Raw genomic sequence first — 23,430 nt, forward strand, 5'->3', positions numbered from 1 at the left:
TTGGTTTAGTCAAAATAATTTACACTGAAAATATGTGGTATCTGAACCAATTTCATTGTGATATCCCCAATATCTGCATGATCGATCTCAATGATCATGATGGCTTTATCACCTTTTGATTCCCGTGTGACTGTCATTGTGCCAATATTGATATTTGTTTCAGAAAGAAGATTGGTTACTTTTGCAATCATTCCGGGAACGTCTTGATGGACAATGATGAATGTCGGTGTGCCCATTGTTAGAGAAATCTTAAACCCATTCAGCTCTGAAATTTGAATATTACCGCCACCAATTGAAATCCCAGTAACAGACAGCTTGCGATCGCCTTTAGAGACAAGTAATTTTACTGAATTAGGATGTTCGGCTTTTTCTTTAAGAGGTACAAATAGGACTTCCATATTCTGCTCATGGGCGATCTTTAATGAGTCGGCCAAACGTTCATCATCTGGCTCCATATCTAATAATCCCCCAACTAAAGCAATATCTGTTCCGTGACCACGATAAGTTTTAGCAAACGATTCATACAAATAAATATCGACTGTATCTGGCTGTTCACCGAAAATACTGCGTACGATCTTACCAATTCTAGCAGCTCCAGCAGTGTGAGAACTGCTTGGTCCGATCATCACAGGACCGATGATATCAAAGACACTTTTATAACGTAAATTTTCCATTGTTTCATTCACCTATTTTCTTATTTTGAACGTAGATTTTTGCTAACGAAAGTCTATCATAATTATATGAATATTACTAGAGATGGAAGGTTGAATTAAAATTATCTTAATGTGATGTTTAGTGTTCAAAAAGAATTAACGAGATAGATAAATGAAAAAAAGTAGAATAATTGCTCTTGTAGGACTAGTGATGCTTAGTTGTAACTTCTTGGTAGGAGGATCTTTAGCTGCAAGTGCTGTCAGTATCAATGATCAGGTGATCAAAGAAAGTAACAGTAATGCAAGATTTAATAAAATAGATTCAATTACTATTGGAAGTGGGATCAAACCAGTGTTTCCACAAAGTGATGGAAAGCCGGAATTTGTCAGAATCCATGTTACAACTGCTGGATTTCCTCCTGTTTTACGTTGGTATAGCAATGGTAAAAAATCAGGCTACCTGACTAAAGAATCCCATTCTAGCCAAGCACCAGGTATTATTTGGTTTGTTACTTATAGTGGGTATATCAAATAGAAAAAGGAGCAAGCGATTTGTGCTGAATTTAAAAACTAGATCTCAGATTTAATTTTTTTTGCTAGGTACGGATAACTTGCTCTCTTTTTATTTAGTAAGTTGTTGAAATACACTTAAAAACAGTGTATACTATTTTAGTGTGCAATTTTGTACATCATAATTCTTTGCTCAAACAAAGAAGGACTGACGTGGGAGGAGAAATCTTCATCTCCAATTAACCACATCACGGACTCAAGGAGGTATGTCTCGTGGCAAAAAAAGTAGAAAAATTAGTTAAATTGCAAATTCCTGCAGGTAAAGCAACACCAGCTCCACCAGTAGGTCCTGCATTAGGTCAAGCGGGTATCAACATCATGGGATTCACAAAAGAATTCAACGCTCGTACAGCTGATCAAGCTGGTTTGATCATTCCAGTAGTAATTTCTGTATATGAAGACCGTTCATTTACATTCATTACTAAAACACCACCAGCTGCAGTATTATTGAAAAAAGCTGCAAAAATCGACAAAGGTTCTGGTGAGCCAAACAAAACAAAAGTAGCGAACGTTACTAAAGATCAAGTAAAAGAAATCGCTGAACTTAAAATGGCAGACCTAAACGCAGCAGACGTTGAAGCGGCTATGCGCATGGTTGAAGGAACTGCAAGAAGCATGGGAATCACTGTAGGATAATTTTTATTCCAATGAAACCCAAAGAAGTAGCTTCTCAGTTTATTTCATATTCAAAGATATGAATTACGTGGGAGGTTCGACCGTTATAACCACAATCAAGGAGGAAACAAAATGGCTAAAAAAAGCAAAAAAATGCAAGATGCATTAAAAAAAGTTGAAGCAACAAAAGTTTACCCAGTAGCAGAAGCGATCGCTTTGGCTAAAGAAACAAATATTGCAAAATTCGACGCAACTGTTGAAGTTGCTTACCGTTTAAATGTAGACCCTAAAAAAGCAGACCAACAAATCCGTGGTGCTGTAGTATTACCTAACGGAACTGGTAAAACTCAATCTGTTTTAGTATTCGCAAAAGGCGAAAAAGCAAAAGAAGCTGAAGCTGCTGGCGCTGATTTCGTAGGCGATGCTGACATGGTCAACAAAATTCAACAAGGCTGGTTTGGTTTTGACGTAGTAGTAGCAACTCCAGACATGATGGCTGAAGTTGGTAAATTAGGTCGTGTCTTAGGTCCTAAAGGTCTAATGCCTAACCCTAAAACTGGTACAGTAACAATGGACGTAACAAAAGCTGTTAACGAAGTAAAAGCTGGTAAAGTAACTTACCGTGTTGACAAAGCTGGAAACATCCACGTACCAATCGGTAAAGTATCATTTGATGATGCAAAATTACTAGAAAACTTCAATACGATCAACGACGTATTGTTGAAAGCTAAACCATCAGCAGCAAAAGGTCAATACATCAAAAACATTTCAGTAACAACAACATTTGGACCTGGAATCCACGTTGACCAAGCTTCATTTTAATTAGAAAAGCTGAATGAACTTGTTCGAGACTGACAGAAAAATAGAAAATACTATTTGTGACGTTTTTTGTCACCAATAGTATTTGTCTTTTTTCAAAAGTCTCAGTTCATAAAGCTAGATCAACAGAAAAGCTGAATGATTTTTAAAATTATTCTTGACTCACTCACTTGCCTTATGGTAAAGTGAGTGAGGTTAATAATTAACTGTACCGAAGACAGTAGGTGACGTAAGTCTTAATTTCCTACCGAGGACAATGATTGATGAATATATCAATGGTCCCTCTATGTCAACGGTGGCATGGAGTTTTATTTATTCACACAGTTTTTTTAAAACTGATATAAATAAATACTTGGCGAACAAAGTGAGTGAAGTTTCATCTGATCCTTCCAACACCTATATTGTAAGCCAACCAAACTCCACCATCACTATTCAGGAGGTGAAATAAATGAGTGAAGCAGCAATCGCTAAAAAAGAAACCTTAGTAGAAGAAGCACAAGCCAAATTTGAGGCAGCATCTTCAGTTGTTATCGTTGACTACCGTGGTTTAACAGTAGAAGAAGTAACAGCTTTACGTAAACAATTACGTGATGCTAACGTGGAAATGAAAGTTATCAAAAACTCTATCCTTTCACGCGCAGCTAAAAAAGCTGGACTAGAAGGTTTAGACGAAGTATTTACTGGACCAACTGCTGTCGCTTTCAGTAATGAAGACGTAGTAGCCCCAGCTAAAATCATCGACGAATTTGCGAAAGATGCGAAAGCATTGGAAATCAAAGGTGGCGTTATCGAAGGTAAAGTTTCTTCAGTTGAAGAAATCACAGCTTTGGCAAAACTACCAAGCCGCGATGGTCTACTTTCTATGCTGTTATCTGTATTACAAGCGCCAGTCAGAAACGTGGCTTACGCTGTCAAAGCAGTGGCAGAAAAACAAGAAGAAGTTGCTTAATTGCAGCCTGATCTACACAAACTAAAAAACAATTTTAATTTAAATGGAGGAAATTCAAATGGCATTAAACATTGAAAACATTATTGCTGAACTAGAAACAGCAACTATCTTAGAATTAAGCGAATTAGTTAAAGCTATCGAAGAAAAATTTGACGTATCAGCAGCAGCTCCTGTTGCAGCAGCAGCAGGTCCTGCAGCTGGCGGCGGCGAAGAACAAACTGAATTCACTGTAGAATTAACTGCAGCTGGAGATCAAAAAGTTAAAGTTATCAAAGCAGTTCGTGAAGCAACTGGTCTTGGCTTGAAAGAAGCTAAAGCTGTAGTTGATGGCGCTCCTGCACCAGTTAAAGAAGGCGTTTCTAAAGACGAAGCTGAAGCATTAAAAGCTGCTTTAGAAGAAGTTGGCGCTTCTGTAACAGTAAAATAATTCTTTACATTGTAAAGTCTAACTCTATCCTTTATCAAAAGGATAGAGTTTTTTTTTTCAAATGTTGCTTTAGATTCATTTAGTAAGGGAACAATTTATCTAATAAAGTAAAAGCAAAAACCTTTCTTCACTACAAAGATTCATCAAATCAGATAAACGATCTCTATAAATGAGTAGAAATTCAGTAAGAATGTCTTTTACAGCTATAACAATCAAGGGAATCGAGAAAAATATCATATAATAGGAGTTCTTTCGAGTGATTTTTTTAGAAAGTTCTATCTGAGAAAATGAACATTAAAAACAAATTTATTATCCATAATTGTTTTTTTAACAGTAAAAAAGAATAGATAATAAGAATATTTATTGATTTCTCATTTTTATGCATATCTTTCGCATGAAATAAAAGAATTTGTTAGCATAAATAAGTAATCATTTTTATTTCTATATTCTATTAGTAAAGGAGGACAAGTATATGCATTGGTTATGGGTTTTAATTGTCGGCGGTGTGATCGGCGCAATTGCTGGAGCAATTACTAGCAAAGGGAAATCTATGGGGATCATCTTCAATATTATCGCTGGTTTAGTTGGTTCATCGATTGGTCAAGCTTTGCTTGGTACTTGGGGACCTCAAATGGCTGGTATGGCCTTGATCCCGTCAATCGTCGGTGCGGTGATTTTAGTCGCAGTCGTATCATTTTTCTTAGGTAAAAAATAAACAATATAACAAAAAAACGCTTGGAGGCTCAGCCTTCGAGCGTTTTTTTTAGTTAATTAAATAGTTCCTCAATAAATTCTTCATAGTTTTTCACCAATAATAGCTTCTCTAGTTTTTCAGTAGTAGAAAACGTATCGATCATAAAATCAAATAATTGCCGAAATTTTTTCATATCTCCTTGATTCATGACGATCATAATGATTACTTGAACGTAATGGGTGCCCCAGCGAACGGGACGATCATTCAAAATGATTGAGATGCCGGTTTTTTCTGCACTCATTTCAATTGCGTGAGGTAAGGCGACTGAATTATTGAAAGAGGTTGCTGACATTTTTTCCCGCTCTTTGATCAATTCAATAAAGGAGAGATCGATGTGGTTACTTTCAACTAGCTTGCCGCCTAAATAATCGATATATTCATGTTCAGATTGTAAATAAACATTTCGCTCAAAGCGCTCGGAGGTTAGGTACATTCCGATACTTTCTTTTAAATCATTGACCAGTTTTTTCTGTTTCAAAAGGTTTATTTCTTTTTGAACTTTATCAATATCTTTTCCTGATAAAAAGGGAGAGAGTTGAAGCGCATTAGGCAATTCCTTTAGTTCAATCGTAGATAAAACTAAGTCAGCATTGAGCATTTCTGTTCGGCTTTGCTCATCTAAACGATAAAACGCGCCCGTTATGTTTACATTCTTTTTAAAGATATCACTAATTTTGTAGACTAAACGCTTGTGCATTTCATAATATTCAGGTGTATAAATCACACAGCTCAATTTATTCTCAGTTTCAAATTTTTCTTCAAAATAGGAACCAATATGGAGTGCAATAAAGGTGATTTCATCATCTGTGATTGGAATATTGATTTGTTTTTGAATTTGTTTGGCAATAAAGACAGCCACTTCATAAATAAAGGCATAAGACTGTTTGATTTCTTCTGATAACGGATTGCGAACTTGTTTGCCTCTTTTTGCTCGTGAAATCAAATTAGAGACGTGTAAAGCTAAATTTAAAACCAATTCATCTGAGATATTGGGAATAAAATACTTTTCTGCAACAGTTTCCATCGTTGAGGAAATAAAGGCATAAATCGTCGTGTCCATATAATTTTTTAGAAAGGTCTCATTCGCAGGAGAAATTTTTGTCATCAACAAAAGGGTCAAATTATTGATTTCATAAAGATCCATCTCGACGGAAAAGGCTTGATGAATATCTTTACCGATCTCAGATGCAATTTTATACTCCAACTGATCTTCTGAAAATAGCTCCGAAGTCAATTCGATATCTGAGCGTTGATGATGTAAGAGACGGTCCACAGCGATTGCGATATGAAGTAATAAGCTATTGATCGCATACCCGTTGACATAAAGATGCTGGTTACTCAAACGTTCTACAACAATTTTTTGGATTCGTTCAATAGGGATGTCTGGAAAAATTGTCTGGACATGATCAAGTGACTGAAAGTTATGCAAAGCTTCGTCTTGCAGCATATCGCTCGTCAGCTTTCTAAAGTTTATTTCATCACCAGTCATTGTAAGAAACTGCCCATTTTTAATGATTTTTAAATGATATTTGTCCATTTTTTTTCGTAGGCGGTGCAGGTCTTTTTCAATCGTCGGAATGCTGATAAATAGTGTTTCTGCTACATCAAAATAATCAATCGTAGAATGTTGGATCAATAAATTCATCAAATAATTTATTCTGTCTTTGGGGGTCATCATTTCTTTTCTGTTTTGAGAAATAATCTCGTCGAATGGGCTCTCATCGTTTATTTTATACCCTTGTCTAGAAGAGCAGATTATTTCTTGTTCGGTGGATTGATTGATTCTAGCAACGTAATTTCGGATCGTTCGAGTTGAAGTAGATAACGTTTCAGCTAAAAAAACGGCAGATAGCCAGTCATGATGCTGGGTCAACAGTTTGATCAGTTTTGCTTCCTTACTATTTAAGGACACACCTTTCACCCTCTTTATCTTTTATACTTCTTATTATTGAGACTTTCAAACGGCAAATCAAGTATAGTTCTTTCCGCTAAAACGATGCTTAGAGGAAAAAAGTATATTTGATGGCGCTTCAAAAAAAGATGAAGATAGAGAGGTAGCAGATAGCTGTTTCTTTTGAATGAAGGACTTATTTGCTTAAGACTAAGTGGCTAAACATACGCTTGTTTAGCATTAAAACAGGAGGAAGAAATATGAGTGAATTGAATGTGTTATTAGTTTGTGGATCAGGTGCAAGTAGCGGATTTATGGCAGCGAATATGCGAAAAGCAGCCAAAGCAAAAGAGTTAAATATGAGTATTGTTGCTAGAAGTGAATCGGAGATTGAAAACTATATTGAAGAGATCGATGCTCTGATGGTTGGCCCCCATCTGGAATATATTATTGATGAGATCGACGAAATTATTCACGGATTTCCAGTAAAAGTGATTTTAATGAAAAAAGACTACTATGCAACCCTTGATGGAGAGGCAGCAATTGAGCACTTATTAGCATCAATGAAGGAAGAAGAATAAAAAGGAGGAGTAAATGATGAACAAATTGATTTTCTGGCTGGAAAATAGTTTTTCACCAAAGATGAACAAAGTGAACAACAATCCTTGGATCGTTAGTATCAAAGATTCGATCATGCAGACATTGCCATTTATCTTTTTAGGATCAGTCTTTTCAATGCTGGCGATTTTAAATGATTATTTTCCGGCATTACCAAGTTTTTGGGTACCGTTCGGTTGGACGATGGGAAAAATTTCTTTATTCGTCGCATTTTTGATTCCGTTTAATTTAATGGAGAAGAAGCGTCTACGGAAACAGCGGATCGTTGCTGGCATGAGTGGCTTGGTTCTATTTTTGATGATCATCTCACCACAAGTGGAAAAAGATAGTGTCATTGGTTTTGGTCACGATGCATTGGGCGCTGGCGGAATGTTTGTGGCGATCGTAGCTGGGCTGATTGCAGGATTTGTTTTGGTGATGTTGGGAAAATTCTCTTTCTTCAAAGAAGAATCGGTGATTCCGGATTTTGTTAGGGCGTGGTTTGATTCGATGCTGCCGATTGGAATCATTGTGATTTTTGGATGGGTCGTTGTCTTGATCATGAAAGTCGATCTGTATAATATCGTTTTAAGTATTTTTATGCCATTATCAAGTTTTATGGAATCACCAGGCGGCTTTGTCGGTATGATGTTCTTGATTTGTTTCTTATATTCAATGGGGATTTCAACTTGGGTGCTGACACCAGTCGTTCAACCAGTCTTATTAAAAGCAATTGCTGAAAATATTGCTCTCGTTCAAAATGGCACGGCAACTGTTGAAAATCTGAACTTAGTGACCAGCAGTACTTTGTATTCTGCTTATCTTTGGATTGGTGGAATCGGCTGTACGATGCCGCTTGTTTTAATGATGATGCGGGCTCGTTCTAAAAAAATCAGTGCTTTGGGGAAAGCTTGTATTGCACCTTCGATTTTTAATATCAACGAACCTGTGATTTTTGGTGCGGTTGCCTGGAATCCATTGTTGATGATTCCGATGTGGCTTCAGGGGATTATTTTACCGATCGTCATTTATATCTTTACCAAAGTGATCCCATTTGCGCCGATCCCCAAAGTTCAATTTGAACTGTGGTATTGTCCGTTTCCTTTTGCGACATGGTTTACAACTGGGACAGTTACGGGTTTGATTTTGATGGTCGTGATTTTTATGATATCAACCGCTATCTGGTACCCATTTTTCAAAGCATATGACGATCAAGAAACAAAAGCAGAGAACCAATCATTGAAGGAGGCCTGAAAGAATGGACGATTTATTATCAGAGCAAGCCATGAAAATTATTTTGTACGCTGGAGATGCTAGAGTCAATTGCCGAAATGCACTTGTAGCAGTGGAGAAAAATGATTTTGAGACGGCAAAAGCAGAAATGAAGATAGCGAAAAGTAATATTACACAAGCGCATCAAGTACAAACGAAGGCGATTCAAAGCGAAATGAGTGAAGAAGCTCAAGCACATCCTCACTCATTACTATTTACACACGCTCAAGATACATTGATGACGATTTACAGTGAGATCAATATGGCAAACCATTTGATCAAAATAGCAAAGCAACTCAATGAACGATTACGATTACTAGAAAAAGAATAAAGAAAAGAGGTAAGGCATATGTATCAAGTACCAAAAGGATTTCCAAAAGATTTTTTGTGGGGGGGCGCTGTTGCAGCAAATCAATGTGAAGGCGCTTATGAGTATGAAGGGAAAGGCACAAGTGTTGCTGATATCAATGAATTTAGAGCCGATCTGCCTTTAGAAAAACGTTCCAATGCAGAGATATCTACTAGTTATATTGAGGAAGCGCTGAACAGCAAAACAGGCGTATTTCCAAAAAGATGGGGGATAAATTTTAAGGAAACATATCCAGCAGATTTAAAATTATTGGGCGATATGGGCTTGAAATTATTCAGAACATCGATTGATTGGTCACGAATTTTTCCAAATGGTGACGATCTTGAACCGAATGAAGCTGGGCTTCAATTTTATGATCAGCTGATCGATGAAATTATTGCTAATGGGATGGAGCCGATGATCACTCTTTCTCATTATGAGATTCCTTTGAACCTGACATTGAAGTATCAAGGTTGGTATTCGCGGGAAGTCGCTGACTTCTTTATTCGTTATGCCAAGATCGTTTTAGATCGCTACAAAGGTAAAGTCAAATATTGGATCGTGATCAATCAGATCAATTTGATTGGGCATGAATCCTTCAATCATTTAGGAATTGCAGAAGATAAAGTGGATAATTTGTTAGAGGCAAAATATCAAGGGGTACATCATATGCTAGTGGCTTCTGCTGCAGTCACTGAATATGCGCATCAAGTAGATAAAAATTACGAAGTTGGCATGATGCTATGCGGAGGGCCAGAATACGCAGCAACTTGTCAGCCAGAAGATGTATTAGCAACGCTAAAAATCAATCAAATGCAGTATTTCTTCGCTGACGTATTACTACGAGGCTATTATCCCGGCTATGCATTTCGTTATTTTGAAGAGCGGGGGATCAATATTGCGTTTGCTGAAGAAGACGAGGCAGTTTTAAGAAACACAGCTGATTATATGTCCTTTTCATACTACTATACGCAAATTTGCGATGCAAAGCATGATGAACCTTACCGAAATAAAGAATTACCAGCAAACCCTTGGGGCTGGACGATCGATCCCTTAGGACTAAGAACCTTGCTGAATTCTTTTTATGATCGTTACCAGTGTCCGATCTACATTACTGAAAATGGGATCGGCTGTTATGACAAATTAGAAGCAGATGGAGCGATCCACGATGATTACCGAATCGATTATTACAAAGCACATATCGAACAAATGAAAGAAGCGATCAAAGACGGTGTAGATCTTAGAGGATATTGCGCGTGGGGGCTGATCGATATCATCAGCTGTTCTTCTTCAGAGATGAGTAAGCGTTATGGTTTTATTTATGTGGATCAGGATGATTATGGCAAAGGCAGTCAAAAACGCTATTTGAAAGATAGCTATGCCTGGATGAAACAAGTGATCGAAACGAATGGGGAAGTTTTATAATCGATGGGAGGAGTTGGATAGTGAAAAAAATTTTAGTAGGTCTTGTTGGGTTGGTATTTCTTTTGGGTGCCTGTAATACTGGAAAATCAGAAGAGAAAACAGATTCAACTGAAACAAAAGCAGCACAAGAAACAACTTTATATTTTGTCCGGCATGGGAAAACGATGTTCAATACAACGGGTCAGGTTCAGGGTTGGTCTGATACACCGCTAACTGATGAAGGGGTTCAAGGAGCTAAGGACTTAGCAGTAGGATTAAAAGAAACACCTTTTGTTTTAGCTTATTCAAGTGATTTAGGACGAGCGATGTCTACCGCCAATTATGTCTTGGCTGAAGGTGACCGTAAAGGGATCGAGCTGGAGACTTTATCTGGACTAAGAGAGTGGAATTATGGCGGCTATGAAGGTCGGGATAATGCGGATATGTGGACGCCAATTTTTGAAAAAAATGGTCTGAAATTTGATGAAGAGTGGACTCAATATGGGGAGCTGACAAGAAAATTAAGTGACGAAGAAATCGCAGATGAAATTGCCGCAAATGATAAAACTGGTACTGCTGAAAATTACAAAGAGATCGTTAAACGATCAAAAGAAGCGATGGACCAAATTTTAGCAGAAGCGAAAGCAAAAGGCGGCGGAAATGTGTTGATCGTGGCTCATGGTAGTGAAATCCCGACGATTTTGGAAATATTAGTTCCAGGAGGCTATCAAGGAGAAGACATCAAAAACTGTAGTGTAACGACGGTCAAGGTCAAAGATGCTGCATTTTCGATCGATAAAATCGGTGATCTAAGCTATTTGGAAAAAGGAAAAGAATAGAAAATATAGATGTAAGAGAATAGAAAAACCGTACGATGCATATCTTGCATTGTACGGTTCTTAGTTTATTCAACTCTGAAAAAGCCGATTATTTTCTAGTCAATTTTACCACGGCTTCACAACGTGCCGTTTGCGGAAACATATCTACTGATTGTAAATAATCGATCTCAAAAACTTTAGCTAAATCAACTAGATCTTTTGCTAAGGTCGATACGTTACAAGAAATATATACCATTTTTTTAGGCGGCTGCTTCATGATCGCTTTAAGTAGCTTTTGATCTACTCCAGTTCTAGGTGGATCAACAACGATTGCATCAGGCTTGAAACCAGCCTGTAACCATTTCGGCAATAACTCTTCTGCTGTGCCGACTTCATAATGCGTGTTGGTGAAACCTAAGCGCTCGGCATTGAGTTTGGCATCTTCGATCGCCGCAGGAATGATGTCCATTCCCCGAACTTCTTTAGCCTTCTTGGCTAGACTTAAACCGATCGTACCTACACCGCAATAAGCATCGACAACTGTTTCGTTTTCTTGTAAATCTAACGCTTTGATCGCTTCATTATAAAGAACCTCGGTTTGTTCTGGATTTAATTGGAAAAAGGCTCTTGGCGACAAGTCAAAAGTGACTTCATTGATTTTTTCTTCGATACTTTCTTTACCCCACAAATGGAGCGTTTCGTCACCCATAACGATCGACGTCCGTTTGTTTTGAACATTTTGCATAATTGACACAACTTCGGGAAGCTGTTGGGTGATTTCATCGATCAAAGCATGTTTTTGTGGGAATTTTTTTGATTGAGTGATGAAAACCACTTGAACTTCATTGGTTTTGATACCGACACGAACCATTAATGTGCGGAAAATACCGCTGTTTTTTCGTTCGTTATAAATCGGCAGTTGATATTTATTCAATAATTCAACTAAAGCGTTCATAACTTTTGTTGTGGCAGGTTGTTGTACAAGGCAATCATCGATCGGGACTAGATGGTGTGACTCAGCTTGATAAAGTCCCGCTTCGATCTCTCCATCAATTTTCCGTAACTGAAATTGGGCTTTATTCCGATAATTCCATGGATTTTTCATCCCAATGGTTTTTCGTAATGGATACTGCTCGAAATTTCTTGGTTTAAACTTATGCAACGCTTGCTTTAGTAGATCTTTTTTGAACGTTAACTGAGCTGGATAGGCTAAGTGCTGCAGCTGACAGCCGCCGCATTCTTCATAGACAGGACAAGGCGGTATGACACGTTCAGGTGCTGCTTTCACGATCTTAGTCAGCTGTCCTTCAACAAAACGGGGAGCAACTTTCGTAATTTTTACAGAAATATCTTCTTTAGGTAAGGCGCCGGGGACAAATACGATCGTCTTTTTGTAATAACCGATGCCTTCTCCGTTGATGCCTAAGCGTTTTATTTTTAAAGAAATACTTTGTCCTTCTTTTAATTGATGTGTGGTCATGGTTTCATCCTTTTATTTCATAGTTTTATAGAAACATTGTACAGTCGTTCTTGATCATTCATTTTTTACTTCTTCCTATTTTAGCACAATTTGACTGGTTTAGCTTCTGTCATTTATATGTTATAGTAGAATATATGTTCTCACTAGAAAGGCGGAGGAAGATGGAAACAATCACGAAAATCACGAAGGACAAAGGACAATTTTATCTAGTCTGGCTGTCTTCGGGAGAAAAATTACGCGTATCAGAAGATACACTCGTCCGTCAGCGCTTATTAAAAGGACAAGAACTAACAGACACAATGATCGAACAAATAAAAAAAGCTGGCTCTTATGACGTTGGTTTGCAGCTGTCTTTGAATTATCTGAGTTATCAATTACGCTCGAAAAAGGAAATCCTTGATCATTTGAAAGAGAAAGAGATTTTACCAGAAGATCGGAAAAAAATCGTTGCTCGTTTAGAAGAGATGAATCTGCTGGATGATAAATCTTTCAGTGAAAGTTATGTACGGACTTTGATGCGAACCAGTGATAAAGGGCCTAAGATGATCGAACAACAACTAAAACGCAAAGGGCTGAGCGATGAAGACATTCAACATGGTTTGACTTTTTATGCAATGGAAGATCAAGTTGAGGTCGCTGCCGCTGCCGCTCAAAAGGCAATGAAACGCTATAGAACGAAAAGTTTTAGAGATGCCTTGCAGAAAGTTCAAATTCACTTGATACAAAAGGGCTTCAATCGTGAGGTCATCGATCTAGCGCTTGAGGAGTTAGCTTTTGAACGTGATGAAGAACAAGAGATAGAGGCAATCAAAAAAGAAGGAGATAAGCTTTGGGAGAAACACCGTAAGCTTGATCCTTATAAACGCTCGATGAAGGTCAAACAAAGTCTATTTCAAAAGCAGTTTGATTCTGAATTGATCCAGCAATATTTTGATGAAAAGGAATTAGAGGATGAAGAATGAAAAATATTGGGAGACATGGAGCACAGAAAAACTTCAGTCTTTTCAAGAAGAATTTATTGATTGGTATGAAAAAGAAAAACGTAACTTGCCATGGCGCGTCAATTTAGATCCATACCGTATTTGGATTTCAGAGATCATGCTGCAGCAGACACGTGTCGATACTGTGATCGATTATTATTATCGTTTTATGGAGTGGTTTCCGACGATCAAAGATTTAGCTGAAGCACCTGATGATCGTTTATTGAAAGCTTGGGAAGGGCTGGGCTATTATTCTCGAGCTAGAAATTTAAAAGTGGCAGCGCAACAGATCATGACAGAATTTGATGGCCAAATGCCCCAAATGATCGATGAAATCAGGCAATTGAAAGGGATCGGACCGTATACGGCAGGAGCAATCGGCAGTATTGCTTTTCAACTACCAGAACCAGCAATCGATGGAAATGTCATGCGTGTGGTCAGCCGTTTATTTGAAATCAATGATGATATCGCAAAAGCCAGTAGTCGCAAAGTGTTTGAAGAGGCGATGTATAAAATCATTGATAGGGAACGCCCGGGAGATTTCAATCAGGCCATGATGGATCTGGGTTCGGCGATTTGCACACCAACATCGCCTAAATGTGAGGAATGCCCTATTCAAAAATACTGTTTGAGTTATGGGATGAATACAATGACTGAATATCCGGTCAAATCGAAGAAACAAAAACCAAAGGATGTTTATTATGTTGGTGGAATCATCGAAAATAATCAACAGGAGTTCTTGTTAGAAAAGCGTGATGCTAAAGGGTTATTAGCAAATATGTGGTTATTTCCAATAGAAGAAGTCAGCAAGGAGCGTTTTGAATTTCTCCAAAAATCCCGGGTAAAAGAAGAACAACAATTATCTCTTGAATTTGAAGAACCACTTTTGGTTGCAGAAGAAAATTCAGAGATTTTTGAAAAGTATCCCAAAGTTGTTTGGCAAAAGCGAAACTTGGGCGAAGTCGTTCATATTTTTAGCCATTTAAAATGGCATATCCTGGTGTTTTATGGAAGGCAAACAGGTCCAATTTCTATCAATGACAATCAAAATTGGACAACTCCAGAAGAATTTTCGAACTATGTATTTCCAAAGCCGCAGCAAAAAATGGTAGAGCTTTATCAAAAAGAACTTAAAGCAAGGGAATAATTAGTTGGTGCGAATCCTAAGTGCTCATGAAATAGCTAGGAGATTCGCACCAAAATTTTCAGGATTTCAGCTGTAAAATGCTGTTTTTCTCATTTATATTTAATGTTATAATAGTGTTAGTAGTGGAATAGCTGAGATATGTCGGATATTTCAACCTATTTCACGGTCTAGCTCTATTTAGAGCTAGTGGATTGAAATGTCCCAGCCAATGACTAGACCAACATAGCCGGAGTCTAGCTCTATTTAGAGCTAGATTTTTTTATCTGAAATAAAACCAACTAAATGACTTCTAAAACATTTTTATAGTAACTAATTAACAACAGTCATAAGAAATCAAACTCCTTAGTATGCAAAGTTGAAAATTATGATATAATTATAGTGATATCGGTGTAATGAACACCCAAACGAAGCGCAATCAGCTTTGATATGCGATTTTTCGTACGAGGGAAAGTTGGGGGACTATGGCAATTCCAAAAGAAGGTGAATTTGTAACGATCCAAAGTTACAAACACGATGGACATTTGCATCGAACATGGCGAGATACTATGGTATTGAAAACAAGCGAGTATTCTCTGATTGGCGTTAACGATCATACTTTGGTGACAGAGTCTGATGGGCGCCGATGGGTTACTCGGGAACCAGCGATTGTTTATTTTCATAAAAAATACTGGTTCAACATAATAGCGATGATCAGAGAAAAGGGGGTTTCATATTACTGCAATCTTGCGTCACCATATCTTTTAGATGATGAAGCATTGAAGTATATCGATTACGATTTGGATATCAAGGTTTTTCCTGATGGAGAGAAACGTTTGCTAGATGTAGACGAATACGAGTTTCACAGTAAAATCATGGAATATCCGGAAGATATCGATTTTATTCTAAAAGAAAATGTGAAGACATTAGTGGATTGGATTAATAGTGGAAAAGGTCCGTTCTCTGAAGATTATGTAAATATCTGGTACCAACGCTATCAGGAGCTATCTAGAAAATAGCGAATGTAAGATGTTAAGTGAAAAAAGACTAGTGAGAAATTTTCGCTAGTCTTTTTTTGTATTTTAAGGCTGTAATATTTTTTCTTATGTAGTTAAATATTTTTTAAATGATATAATTATATTAAAAAGAATGGAGGGTATATAATGAAAGAGTATGCAATGAAAATAGTAAAAGTGATGGGAATCATCTTTTTTGCTATGATTACGTTTGGATGGGGAAAAAGCAATATCGCTGAAGAACGAAAGGTTTATATTCCATCAGATGAGCTGAGAAAATCTGTTGTGAAGTCGATTGAGGAAAATACTGGTAAAAAGATCACAGATGAGTTGCCCACAATAAAAGAAATGGAATATGCAGATTCAGTTTATCTTGCTGGTGAGTCACTTGAAGGCGTACAGTACCTAACCAATGTAGAGAGTGCTGTTTATGTACCAGTAAATGAAGGTAGTATCGATATGCGTCCGATTGGAAAAATGAAAAATTTGAAATTTTTACAATACTATTGGTATATGACCGAAGCCAAAGCGACACATATGGTGCAAGATATCAGCTATTTATCAGGACTGGAAAATTTGGAAGGACTTGACTTATACGGTTATCCAGTGCTTGATCTTACACCGCTTTCTAATCTGAAAAATTTAGATAGGTTTGATGGAGACTCATATGTGACAGCTCCAGCAGCGGTAGTGGATCGATCAACGAAACAGCTTATCTTTGAAAACCCGATGAAGTATTCTACCCAATTTGATCAGGCAGAAAAATCAACAGGTTATACAGAATTGTCAAACGGGGATGACACTTGGAATAAAAAGATAGATGCAAAATTAGAAAATAATCTTGTCACTGTTGAAGGGATCGATGAGAGGGCTACGCAAATAAAGGTTACCTTAACAGCGATTTCATCCAATAGAATGTATCGGCATGATCTTCAATACACAATCCCTTTAGTCTGGAAATAATAAAGAAAGTGTGGAATATTCAACATATTTCACACTTTTTGAGATTATAATTCTTTATTCATTTGATAATGCTCAATATTAGCATCAAGGAACATGTCGCCTTCTTTCACATAGCCCATCCGCTCATAAAACCCTAAAGCAGTGATTTGAGCACCTAAAGTAATCACCTTATATCCCTGCTCTTTTGCAAACTCTTCGGCCTTTTCTACAATGATTCGACCATACTCTTTACCCCGATACTCTTTTTTAACAGCCATTCGCTGTAGTTTTATGACATTATTTTCAAGTGGTAAAAGGCGACAAGTAGCGATTGGTTTGTTATCATCACCATATAAAACAAAATGAATACACATTGCTTCATATTTATCGATTTCTATTTCGCTGGGAACTCCTTGCTCCAGCATAAACACTTGATGCCGGATTTGAACGGCATCTAAGTAGATATTACTCATCGTGTCTCTTGTTTGAACGATTTTCATTTGGCACCTCTAACTCTTATTATTTTATTTATTATACCTTAAAATCATTGCTAAAATAAAGAGTTGAAACTTTTTTAGTTATAGATTTACTAACTTATTGACTAAATGAAAAGGAGGGAGAAAGTTGAACATAAAAGTTCTATACATTTTGGGAATTTTCACTATTTTGTTTATTATTGTCGCTATTATTATTATTATCAATATTTCACCTTATCCCGTGATTTTTTTCGCAAAGCATACAGCATTTAAAATTCCTAAGGAAACGAGGGTAAATCAATATGATGAGGGCAATGTAACGGTTCTTGTAAATGAAACCTATACATCCGCTTATAAAAATAATCAGTTTGATCTCTATTTACCTAAAAAGCAGATAAAAGGGGAACCTATTATTGCGTGGGTACACGGCGGCGGCTTTGTTGGTGGAGATAAATTGGAAGAAAAGGAATTTGCAACAAAACTGGCTGAAAAAGGATACGCAGTTGCTGTGATGAACTATGCACTTGTTCCTGAAACTAAATATCCTATACCAGTTATTCAAACCTCAGAATTTTTAGCCTATTTAAAAAATCATGCCGAAAACTATTCGATCAATTTTGATAATCTTTTTATTGCAGGAGATTCTGCTGGTGCTCAAATTGCAAGCCAATTTATCACAACACAAACAAATGAAGTATATCGGAAACTTATGAGCGTCGATCAAGTAATAAAACAAAATCAAATTAAAGGTAGTTTATTATATTGTGGCGTATACGATGTACCGGAAGTAGTCCATTCCTATTCAATACCGCCAGTTAAATTCATGTTTCAAAAAATCGGTTGGGGCTATGCACAGGATAAAAATTGGCTTCATGGTAAATTGGCTGAGAGTTCTGTAATCTCAAATTTTGTTACTGCTGATTTTCCACCTGCGTATATCACAGATGGAAACACCTTTTCTTTTGAAGAACAAGGGAAAAAGCTAGTCGAAGTATTAAAATCTAAAGGGATTTCCGTCAGTCAGAGGTTCTTTTTAAAATCTGAATATAAAACAGCTCATGAGTACCAATTTGAAATGGCATCTGAACCTGCTAAAATTGTATTTAAAGATACATTGGTTTTCTTGAATAAGCATAAACAGAAGTGATTTTTTAGGTCCAAAGAAGTATTGCTATCTTATATAGTAAAAGGTATGCTAAAATCTATAAGTAAGAAATTGAACTTTTTCAGAGATAGAACAGTAAAAGACTTTCATAAGAAAGTGTTGATCATTAATGTTGTCTAGCTGCATGAGCCAGTCTCTCGAGAAAAAGATAAAACCTGAATGAGGCAAAAAGCACCTCAATCATGTTTTCCTATTTTCAGTCGAGACTAAACAGGCTCATTCCGCTTTTGCTGAGAATCACAATGAAAGAATTTGAGTTGATGATGAACAGTACAAGACTTTTGTAAGAAAGTGTTGATCATTTATGTTATCTAGCTGCATGAGCCAGTCTCTCGAGAAAAAGATAAAACCTGAATGAGGCAAAAAGCACCTCAGTCATGTTTTCCTATTTTCAGTCGAGACTAAACAGGCTCATTCCGCTTTTATTGTTATCCAGCTGCACAGGTCAGCCTTTCTGGAAAAAGATAAAAATGAATTGTGGTAAAAAGCACCACATTTCATTTTTCCTATTTTCCGGTCAAGGCTAAGCGACCTGTTCCGCTTTTATTTTAAGGAGGAGTATTTGTGTTTGAACGTTTAAGGCAATCTAAGTTATTTTTTTGGTCAGCGGAGTTATTAGTTATTGCTACGTTGATTTTTGTTTCTTCAAAGATCAATTTTATTTTTGCACCGGTGGGGACGTTTTTCTCTACATTATTTGCACCAGTACTTGTAGCGGGCTTTCTTTACTATATTTTGAATCCGATCGTCAATTTATTGATGAAAACAAAAATGAAACGAATCTATGCGATTTTGATCGTGTTTTTGCTTTTGATTGCAGCGATTGTACTACTTTTGGTCAGTGTGATTCCTAGTTTGGTTTCTCAATTATCTAGTTTAGCATCGAATATGCCTGAGGTATTCAAAAGTGTGGAGGCCTGGGTCACTCAGATGGCTGAGCTGCCAATTTTTAAAGAAGCAGAATTGACGAAATATATTGAACAGCTGGATATTTCGTATGGAAATATCATCCAGCAATTTCTGAGCGGTTTATCAAGTAGTTTAGGCTCGATCGTTTCAACGGTTGCGTCCACAACGATCATTATTGTGACAGCTCCTTTCATCTTGTTTTATATGCTAAAAGATGGCGATCGTTTAGTGCCTGGAATCAAACATTTTTTACCGAAAAAACGTCAAGACGATATCGTTGATCTTCTAGATAAACTGAATAAAACATTATCGAATTATATCAGCGGACAAGCAATTGAATGTTTATTCGTTGCTACATTTACGGTGATCGGTTATTCTCTGATCGGTGTACGTTATGCATTTTTATTCGGTGTCATCGCTGGTATAACTAATTTGATTCCATATTTAGGACCTTATTTAGGTTTAGCTCCAGCAGTTTTTGTGACAGTCTTTGATGAACCATTCAAAGCGTTGCTTTGTTGTTTAGTCGTATTGGTTGTACAACAGATCGATGGAAACATCATTTATCCAAATGTGATCGGTAAGTCTTTAAAGATCCATCCTTTAACGATCATTATCATTTTGCTTGTTGCTGGAAATATTGCTGGACTATTGGGAATCTTCTTAGGTGTTCCATTTTATGCGATCTGTAAGACGATAGCTGTCCATGTTTATAGTATGGTGCGCAAGGATAAAATGGCTGAAGATTTGGTGCTGGATTTAAACGGCGAAATAAATTCACCATCAAGTAAGGAAAAATAGTTTGAGAATATTGAAATCACTTTCTATTTGTGATACGATTTCATCGTGACTACATTGCGTAGTCACGTTTTTTAAAACGAAAGAGCTCGATCTTTCAAAATACTTGAATTACTTGATGTTTCATCAGGTTTTTCTACACACATTTAAGGAGAGAAAACATTATGAACAATGCTGACCCCGATAGTCAGTCGCTTATCGCACAAATTTTACTATTAATTGTTTTGACCTTGATCAATGCATTTCTTGCTGCCTCAGAAATTGCGGTAGTTTCTGTGAATAAGAACCGTGTTGAACAAAAGGCAGAAGAAGGAGATAAAAAAGCGATCAAGCTTTTGAAAGTCTTAAAAGATCCGACTAGTTTTTTATCAACGATTCAAGTTGGTATTACGTTAGTCAATATTTTATCTGGTGCGTCTTTGGCTGACTCTTTATCTGCTAAATTAGCTCCTATTTTAGGTGGCGGAGCTGCAGCAAAAAATCTTGCCAACATTATTATTTTAGCGTTACTGACCTATGTTTCGATCGTTTTTGGTGAATTATATCCTAAACGAATCGCTATGAATAAATCTGAGGAAGTAGCTCAAGTTACGTCCGGTTTTGTCCGTGCGATCGGTATAGTTGCTCGACCATTTGTTTGGTTGCTTTCTGCATCGACGGATTTGCTTTCGAAGCTGACACCAATGAAGTTTGATGATGCTGATTCTAAAATGACACGGGATGAAATGCGCTATATGTTGGAATCAGAAGGTGTGCTGGACAATGACGAATTGGAAATGCTTCAAGGTGTCTTTTCTTTAGATACGAAGGTTGCCAGAGAGGTCATGGTTCCTCGAACGGATGCTTTTATGATCGATATAGAAGATGATATTCATGAAAATATCAATGCTGTCTTGTCGGAAAATTATTCAAGAATTCCTGTTTATAACGAAGATAAAGATAAAATCGTCGGTGTTCTCCATACGAAAAACTTATTGAAAGCTGCTCATAAGTTGGGCTTCGATAATGTTCAGTTAAAGAATATCATCCAAGAACCACTCTTTGTTCCTGAAACGATTTTTATTGATGATTTATTATATGAATTGAAACGAACGCAAAATCAAATGGCCATTTTGCTGGATGAGTACGGTGGTGTTGTTGGTTTAGCTACGTTAGAGGATTTATTAGAAGAAATCGTTGGAGAGATCGATGACGAGTCCGATGAAGTTGAAAATCTTTATTCGAAGATTTCTGACCACGAGTATTTAGTTCAAGGTAGAATGCTGATCGATGAGTTCAATGAAGCATTTGAAACAGATCTTCATATGAGTGATGTGGATACAATGGCGGGCTATTTGATTACAGCGTTAGGAACGATTCCGGATGAGGGAGAGAAATTATCTTTTGATGTGGGGAATCTGACACTGACCTCTGAAGAAATGGAAGGGACGAGGGTTTTAGCATTAAAAGTTGTTTTTCATGACGAAGAAGAGGTCGATGAAGAACCAGAAGAAAATCGTCGTTTCTTCCGTAAAGAGTTAGAAGAAGACGAGCCTAGAAGGTAAAATGAAAAAGACTAACATTTCAGTTAGTCTTTTTTTGCTGCATCAAATTACTGTCCTTTTGATTATGAACGTCTTTGATCGCTTGATAGAGACTGAGAAATTGTTCATCACTGTCTGCAGAAAAACGAAAGACAAATGAAGGTAAGGGACAATTTTCGGGAATCAAGAAAGAAGAAGTCGTTACCATAAAATCAAAAGAAGAAAATTCGCCATATTTGTACGCAACTAACTGAACGAACGGAATATCTTTTATGAATTGAGTCAATGGTTCTACCAGTAGGTAATTTGACTCTGCTACTAAAGCAATCCGAATGAGATTATTTCCTAAGAAAGATTCGTAAAGTGGAACTAGTAAAGCGGATAATGTATCAGATAAAGAATCAATAGTTGATCTTAACCAGGCGTAATTTTTTCTGTTAGAAATTTTTTGAAATAATGCTCTGAATTCAGTAAACAATTGATAATAATATTTATTTTTTGAATAAATATTATTATCGGTCAAGTGAAATAAAGTAGGAAACTTTTGCTTGATAATACTGTGGGAAAAAAGAATATTGGCAACATTACCAAAGAGGATCACTTCATTTCTCCAAGAAAAACCATCAGGCATAAACTGATCTTTAAAAAAAACAGTAAATTCTTCCAGCAATTTTGTAGCCGTATTTGAATGTGTTTCTAAATAAGAATCCAGCAGTAATAATCGATGTTCACCTTCTCTGAAAAAATTAGGCGATGCGATCAATAAGAAGGCGGCGAATTGAGCTTCAGCTGCTAAAGCTTCAGGATCTGTTATAAGGGTTTCAAAATAAGGAGCAGTGTACATTTCAGGAATAATGATATAGGGTTCGATTTCTGTTTGTTCAGTTAAAGCATTCCCTTTCCGTACTCTCAAATAGATAATATCAAGCATTAAAGAAATCTGTTTGCGAGCACCATAGCTGAAGGTATCAGGAAAATATGGACTGATGATTTTACTAACTTCTTTATATGTGAGTGGGTTTTGTCTGATTTTTGGAAGGTTGGTTCCTTGAGAGGTCATCCAGATCAGATCGTAAAATAAAATGCGAATGATACGTTCATCACCAGAGAGACTCAATTGAGAAATATTTACTTTGATATCAAAGTGTTTGAAGTAATCAATCAATAGTTTTGATTTCCGAACGACAGTTGTTCTGCTTTGAAAATGATTGTCACAAAATTGATCTAAATTATTTTCGGGAAAGTACAGTAAAGAAACTAATAACTGGTAGGGAATACTTTGTATAATCAAATACTGATAATACATATCATAAGTGATATCTTGTTTATGATGAACACCATTTTTCGTGAATAGATCAACTTTTTTACCAGTCATGTCGGTTAGATCCTGTTGAATCAATTCAAGGAGATAGACGACTCGGCTATATGAATAGTCAAGTTTACTTTCAAAAAATTTTACACTGTATCTTTTATCTGAAAAAATAGTTAGTAGTCGAAAAAGAGTTAATTTTCGTTTATCAGTATTTTCCAACATCATAGCATCTAACATTTTTTTCACATCCTTCTATTAATTATTTATCAATAAAAACAAGTTAGTTCATTCTTTTTGAACAATTTGAATGAAAAATCTTTATTTAATAACATACGTTTGAAATTGAAGCTTGAAGATCAAGATATTATTGAATAAAATAACAAGATTTTGTTTTAGATCACTAAACTAATGATTCTCTGTCTTTATTTGCGCAATTATATAACTGACTTTATACTTATCCTATAGTTACAAAGTAAATTCTATTTAAATTACTATCGTTTTTCCAAGGTAACTTATTAAGAGGTGTTTCTTCCCCTATTATTGAGTGTCAGGCATGGTCTTTAGACTTTGGCTGACTCTTTTTTTGAA

Annotated in this window: 23 protein-coding genes and 1 other annotated feature; of the genes, 18 read left to right on the forward strand and 5 right to left on the reverse strand. The window is 36.6% G+C overall.

What is annotated here, in order from left to right; all coding sequences use genetic code 11:
* Window positions 1–5: 5 nt before the first annotated feature.
* The gene (gene sdaAB / locus CC204_RS18550) at window positions 6–674 is read right to left on the reverse strand and encodes an L-serine ammonia-lyase, iron-sulfur-dependent subunit beta (RefSeq protein ID WP_088271521.1); all 669 of its coding nucleotides are present in this window, start codon (window positions 672–674) and stop codon (window positions 6–8) included.
* Between the two features lie 151 nt (window positions 675–825).
* Between sdaAB and CC204_RS18555 the strand changes: the two genes are divergently transcribed.
* The 6 genes from CC204_RS18555 (at window position 826) to CC204_RS18585 (ending at window position 4,748) form a co-directional block, all read left to right on the forward strand.
* Complete coding sequence (locus tag CC204_RS18555) at window positions 826–1,188, forward strand: hypothetical protein (protein WP_088271522.1); 363 nt, start codon at window positions 826–828, stop codon at window positions 1,186–1,188.
* 248 nt (window positions 1,189–1,436) lie between these two features.
* The gene (rplK, locus tag CC204_RS18560) at window positions 1,437–1,859 is read left to right on the forward strand and encodes a 50S ribosomal protein L11 (protein ID WP_088271523.1); all 423 of its coding nucleotides are present in this window, start codon (window positions 1,437–1,439) and stop codon (window positions 1,857–1,859) included.
* 111 nt (window positions 1,860–1,970) lie between these two features.
* Window positions 1,971–2,660 carry a 50S ribosomal protein L1 gene (gene rplA, locus CC204_RS18565; RefSeq protein ID WP_088271524.1) on the forward strand — a complete coding sequence of 230 codons (690 nt, stop codon included), beginning with the start codon at window positions 1,971–1,973 and terminating at the stop codon, window positions 2,658–2,660.
* A 190-nt stretch (window positions 2,661–2,850) separates the two neighbouring features.
* Window positions 2,851–2,979 (forward strand) — a sequence feature (ribosomal protein L10 leader region).
* Between the two features lie 126 nt (window positions 2,980–3,105).
* Window positions 3,106–3,606 (forward strand): 50S ribosomal protein L10, encoded by a 501-nt coding sequence (rplJ, locus tag CC204_RS18575; protein ID WP_088271526.1) that lies wholly within the window; start codon window positions 3,106–3,108, stop codon window positions 3,604–3,606.
* 58 nt (window positions 3,607–3,664) lie between these two features.
* A complete protein-coding gene (rplL, locus tag CC204_RS18580) occupies window positions 3,665–4,033 on the forward strand; it encodes a 50S ribosomal protein L7/L12 (protein WP_088271527.1) in 369 nt (122 codons plus the stop codon).
* A gap of 472 nt (window positions 4,034–4,505) precedes the next feature.
* Window positions 4,506–4,748: a GlsB/YeaQ/YmgE family stress response membrane protein gene (locus tag CC204_RS18585; protein ID WP_088271528.1), complete on the forward strand. Its 243-nt coding sequence runs from the start codon at window positions 4,506–4,508 to the stop codon at window positions 4,746–4,748.
* A 52-nt stretch (window positions 4,749–4,800) separates the two neighbouring features.
* On the opposite strand, the gene CC204_RS18590 is transcribed toward CC204_RS18585, so the two are convergent.
* Window positions 4,801–6,699 (reverse strand): BglG family transcription antiterminator, encoded by a 1,899-nt coding sequence (locus CC204_RS18590; RefSeq protein WP_088271529.1) that lies wholly within the window; start codon window positions 6,697–6,699, stop codon window positions 4,801–4,803.
* Window positions 6,700–6,938: 239 nt separating this feature from the next.
* On the opposite strand from CC204_RS18590, the gene CC204_RS18595 reads away from it, so the two are divergent.
* From CC204_RS18595 to CC204_RS18615, 5 genes are read left to right on the forward strand one after another with little or no spacing between them, the layout of a single operon-like run.
* Window positions 6,939–7,259, forward strand: coding sequence for a PTS sugar transporter subunit IIB (locus CC204_RS18595; RefSeq protein ID WP_088271530.1), 321 nt, complete (start codon window positions 6,939–6,941; stop codon window positions 7,257–7,259).
* A 16-nt stretch (window positions 7,260–7,275) separates the two neighbouring features.
* The gene (locus CC204_RS18600; protein ID WP_088271531.1) at window positions 7,276–8,529 is read left to right on the forward strand and encodes a PTS sugar transporter subunit IIC; all 1,254 of its coding nucleotides are present in this window, start codon (window positions 7,276–7,278) and stop codon (window positions 8,527–8,529) included.
* A gap of 4 nt (window positions 8,530–8,533) precedes the next feature.
* Window positions 8,534–8,878, forward strand: a complete 345-nt coding sequence (locus CC204_RS18605) for a PTS lactose/cellobiose transporter subunit IIA (protein WP_088271532.1) — start codon at window positions 8,534–8,536, stop codon at window positions 8,876–8,878.
* A gap of 18 nt (window positions 8,879–8,896) precedes the next feature.
* Window positions 8,897–10,321 carry a glycoside hydrolase family 1 protein gene (locus CC204_RS18610; protein ID WP_088271533.1) on the forward strand — a complete coding sequence of 475 codons (1,425 nt, stop codon included), beginning with the start codon at window positions 8,897–8,899 and terminating at the stop codon, window positions 10,319–10,321.
* Window positions 10,322–10,341: 20 nt separating this feature from the next.
* Window positions 10,342–11,139: a histidine phosphatase family protein gene (locus CC204_RS18615; RefSeq protein ID WP_088271534.1), complete on the forward strand. Its 798-nt coding sequence runs from the start codon at window positions 10,342–10,344 to the stop codon at window positions 11,137–11,139.
* Window positions 11,140–11,227: 88 nt separating this feature from the next.
* On the opposite strand, the gene rlmD is transcribed toward CC204_RS18615, so the two are convergent.
* Window positions 11,228–12,598 carry a 23S rRNA (uracil(1939)-C(5))-methyltransferase RlmD gene (gene rlmD / locus CC204_RS18620; protein ID WP_088271535.1) on the reverse strand — a complete coding sequence of 457 codons (1,371 nt, stop codon included), beginning with the start codon at window positions 12,596–12,598 and terminating at the stop codon, window positions 11,228–11,230.
* Between the two features lie 161 nt (window positions 12,599–12,759).
* Here rlmD and recX point away from each other — a divergent pair, with 161 nt between their 5' ends.
* The 4 genes from recX to CC204_RS18640 all read left to right on the forward strand — a co-directional run bounded on the left by recX (window position 12,760) and on the right by CC204_RS18640 (window position 16,680).
* A complete protein-coding gene (recX, locus tag CC204_RS18625) occupies window positions 12,760–13,560 on the forward strand; it encodes a recombination regulator RecX (RefSeq protein WP_088271536.1) in 801 nt (266 codons plus the stop codon).
* Window positions 13,550–14,725 carry an A/G-specific adenine glycosylase gene (mutY, locus tag CC204_RS18630; protein WP_088271537.1) on the forward strand — a complete coding sequence of 392 codons (1,176 nt, stop codon included), beginning with the start codon at window positions 13,550–13,552 and terminating at the stop codon, window positions 14,723–14,725. Before recX ends, mutY begins: the two co-directional genes overlap by 11 nt.
* Window positions 14,726–15,186: 461 nt before the next feature.
* Window positions 15,187–15,720 carry a nucleoside tri-diphosphate phosphatase gene (gene ntdP, locus CC204_RS18635; protein ID WP_087639440.1) on the forward strand — a complete coding sequence of 178 codons (534 nt, stop codon included), beginning with the start codon at window positions 15,187–15,189 and terminating at the stop codon, window positions 15,718–15,720.
* 144 nt (window positions 15,721–15,864) lie between these two features.
* Entirely contained in the window at window positions 15,865–16,680 is an 816-nt protein-coding gene (locus tag CC204_RS18640) for a hypothetical protein (protein ID WP_088271538.1), read from the forward strand.
* Between the two features lie 44 nt (window positions 16,681–16,724).
* On the opposite strand, the gene CC204_RS18645 is transcribed toward CC204_RS18640, so the two are convergent.
* A complete protein-coding gene (locus CC204_RS18645) occupies window positions 16,725–17,159 on the reverse strand; it encodes a GNAT family N-acetyltransferase (protein WP_088271539.1) in 435 nt (144 codons plus the stop codon).
* A 124-nt stretch (window positions 17,160–17,283) separates the two neighbouring features.
* On the opposite strand from CC204_RS18645, the gene CC204_RS18650 reads away from it, so the two are divergent.
* The 3 genes from CC204_RS18650 (at window position 17,284) to CC204_RS18660 (ending at window position 21,551) form a co-directional block, all read left to right on the forward strand.
* A complete protein-coding gene (locus CC204_RS18650; protein WP_227011201.1) occupies window positions 17,284–18,282 on the forward strand; it encodes an alpha/beta hydrolase in 999 nt (332 codons plus the stop codon).
* Window positions 18,283–18,864: 582 nt separating this feature from the next.
* Window positions 18,865–20,010: an AI-2E family transporter gene (locus CC204_RS18655; RefSeq protein ID WP_088271540.1), complete on the forward strand. Its 1,146-nt coding sequence runs from the start codon at window positions 18,865–18,867 to the stop codon at window positions 20,008–20,010.
* A 161-nt stretch (window positions 20,011–20,171) separates the two neighbouring features.
* Window positions 20,172–21,551, forward strand: a complete 1,380-nt coding sequence (locus tag CC204_RS18660) for a hemolysin family protein (protein WP_088271541.1) — start codon at window positions 20,172–20,174, stop codon at window positions 21,549–21,551.
* Between the two features lie 19 nt (window positions 21,552–21,570).
* On the opposite strand, the gene CC204_RS18665 is transcribed toward CC204_RS18660, so the two are convergent.
* Window positions 21,571–23,079, reverse strand: a complete 1,509-nt coding sequence (locus tag CC204_RS18665; RefSeq protein WP_088271542.1) for a helix-turn-helix domain-containing protein — start codon at window positions 23,077–23,079, stop codon at window positions 21,571–21,573.
* Window positions 23,080–23,430 lie beyond the last annotated feature (351 nt).

It is taken from the genome of Enterococcus wangshanyuanii (genome assembly GCF_002197645.1).
Lineage (GTDB): Bacteria > Bacillota > Bacilli > Lactobacillales > Enterococcaceae > Enterococcus_L > Enterococcus_L wangshanyuanii.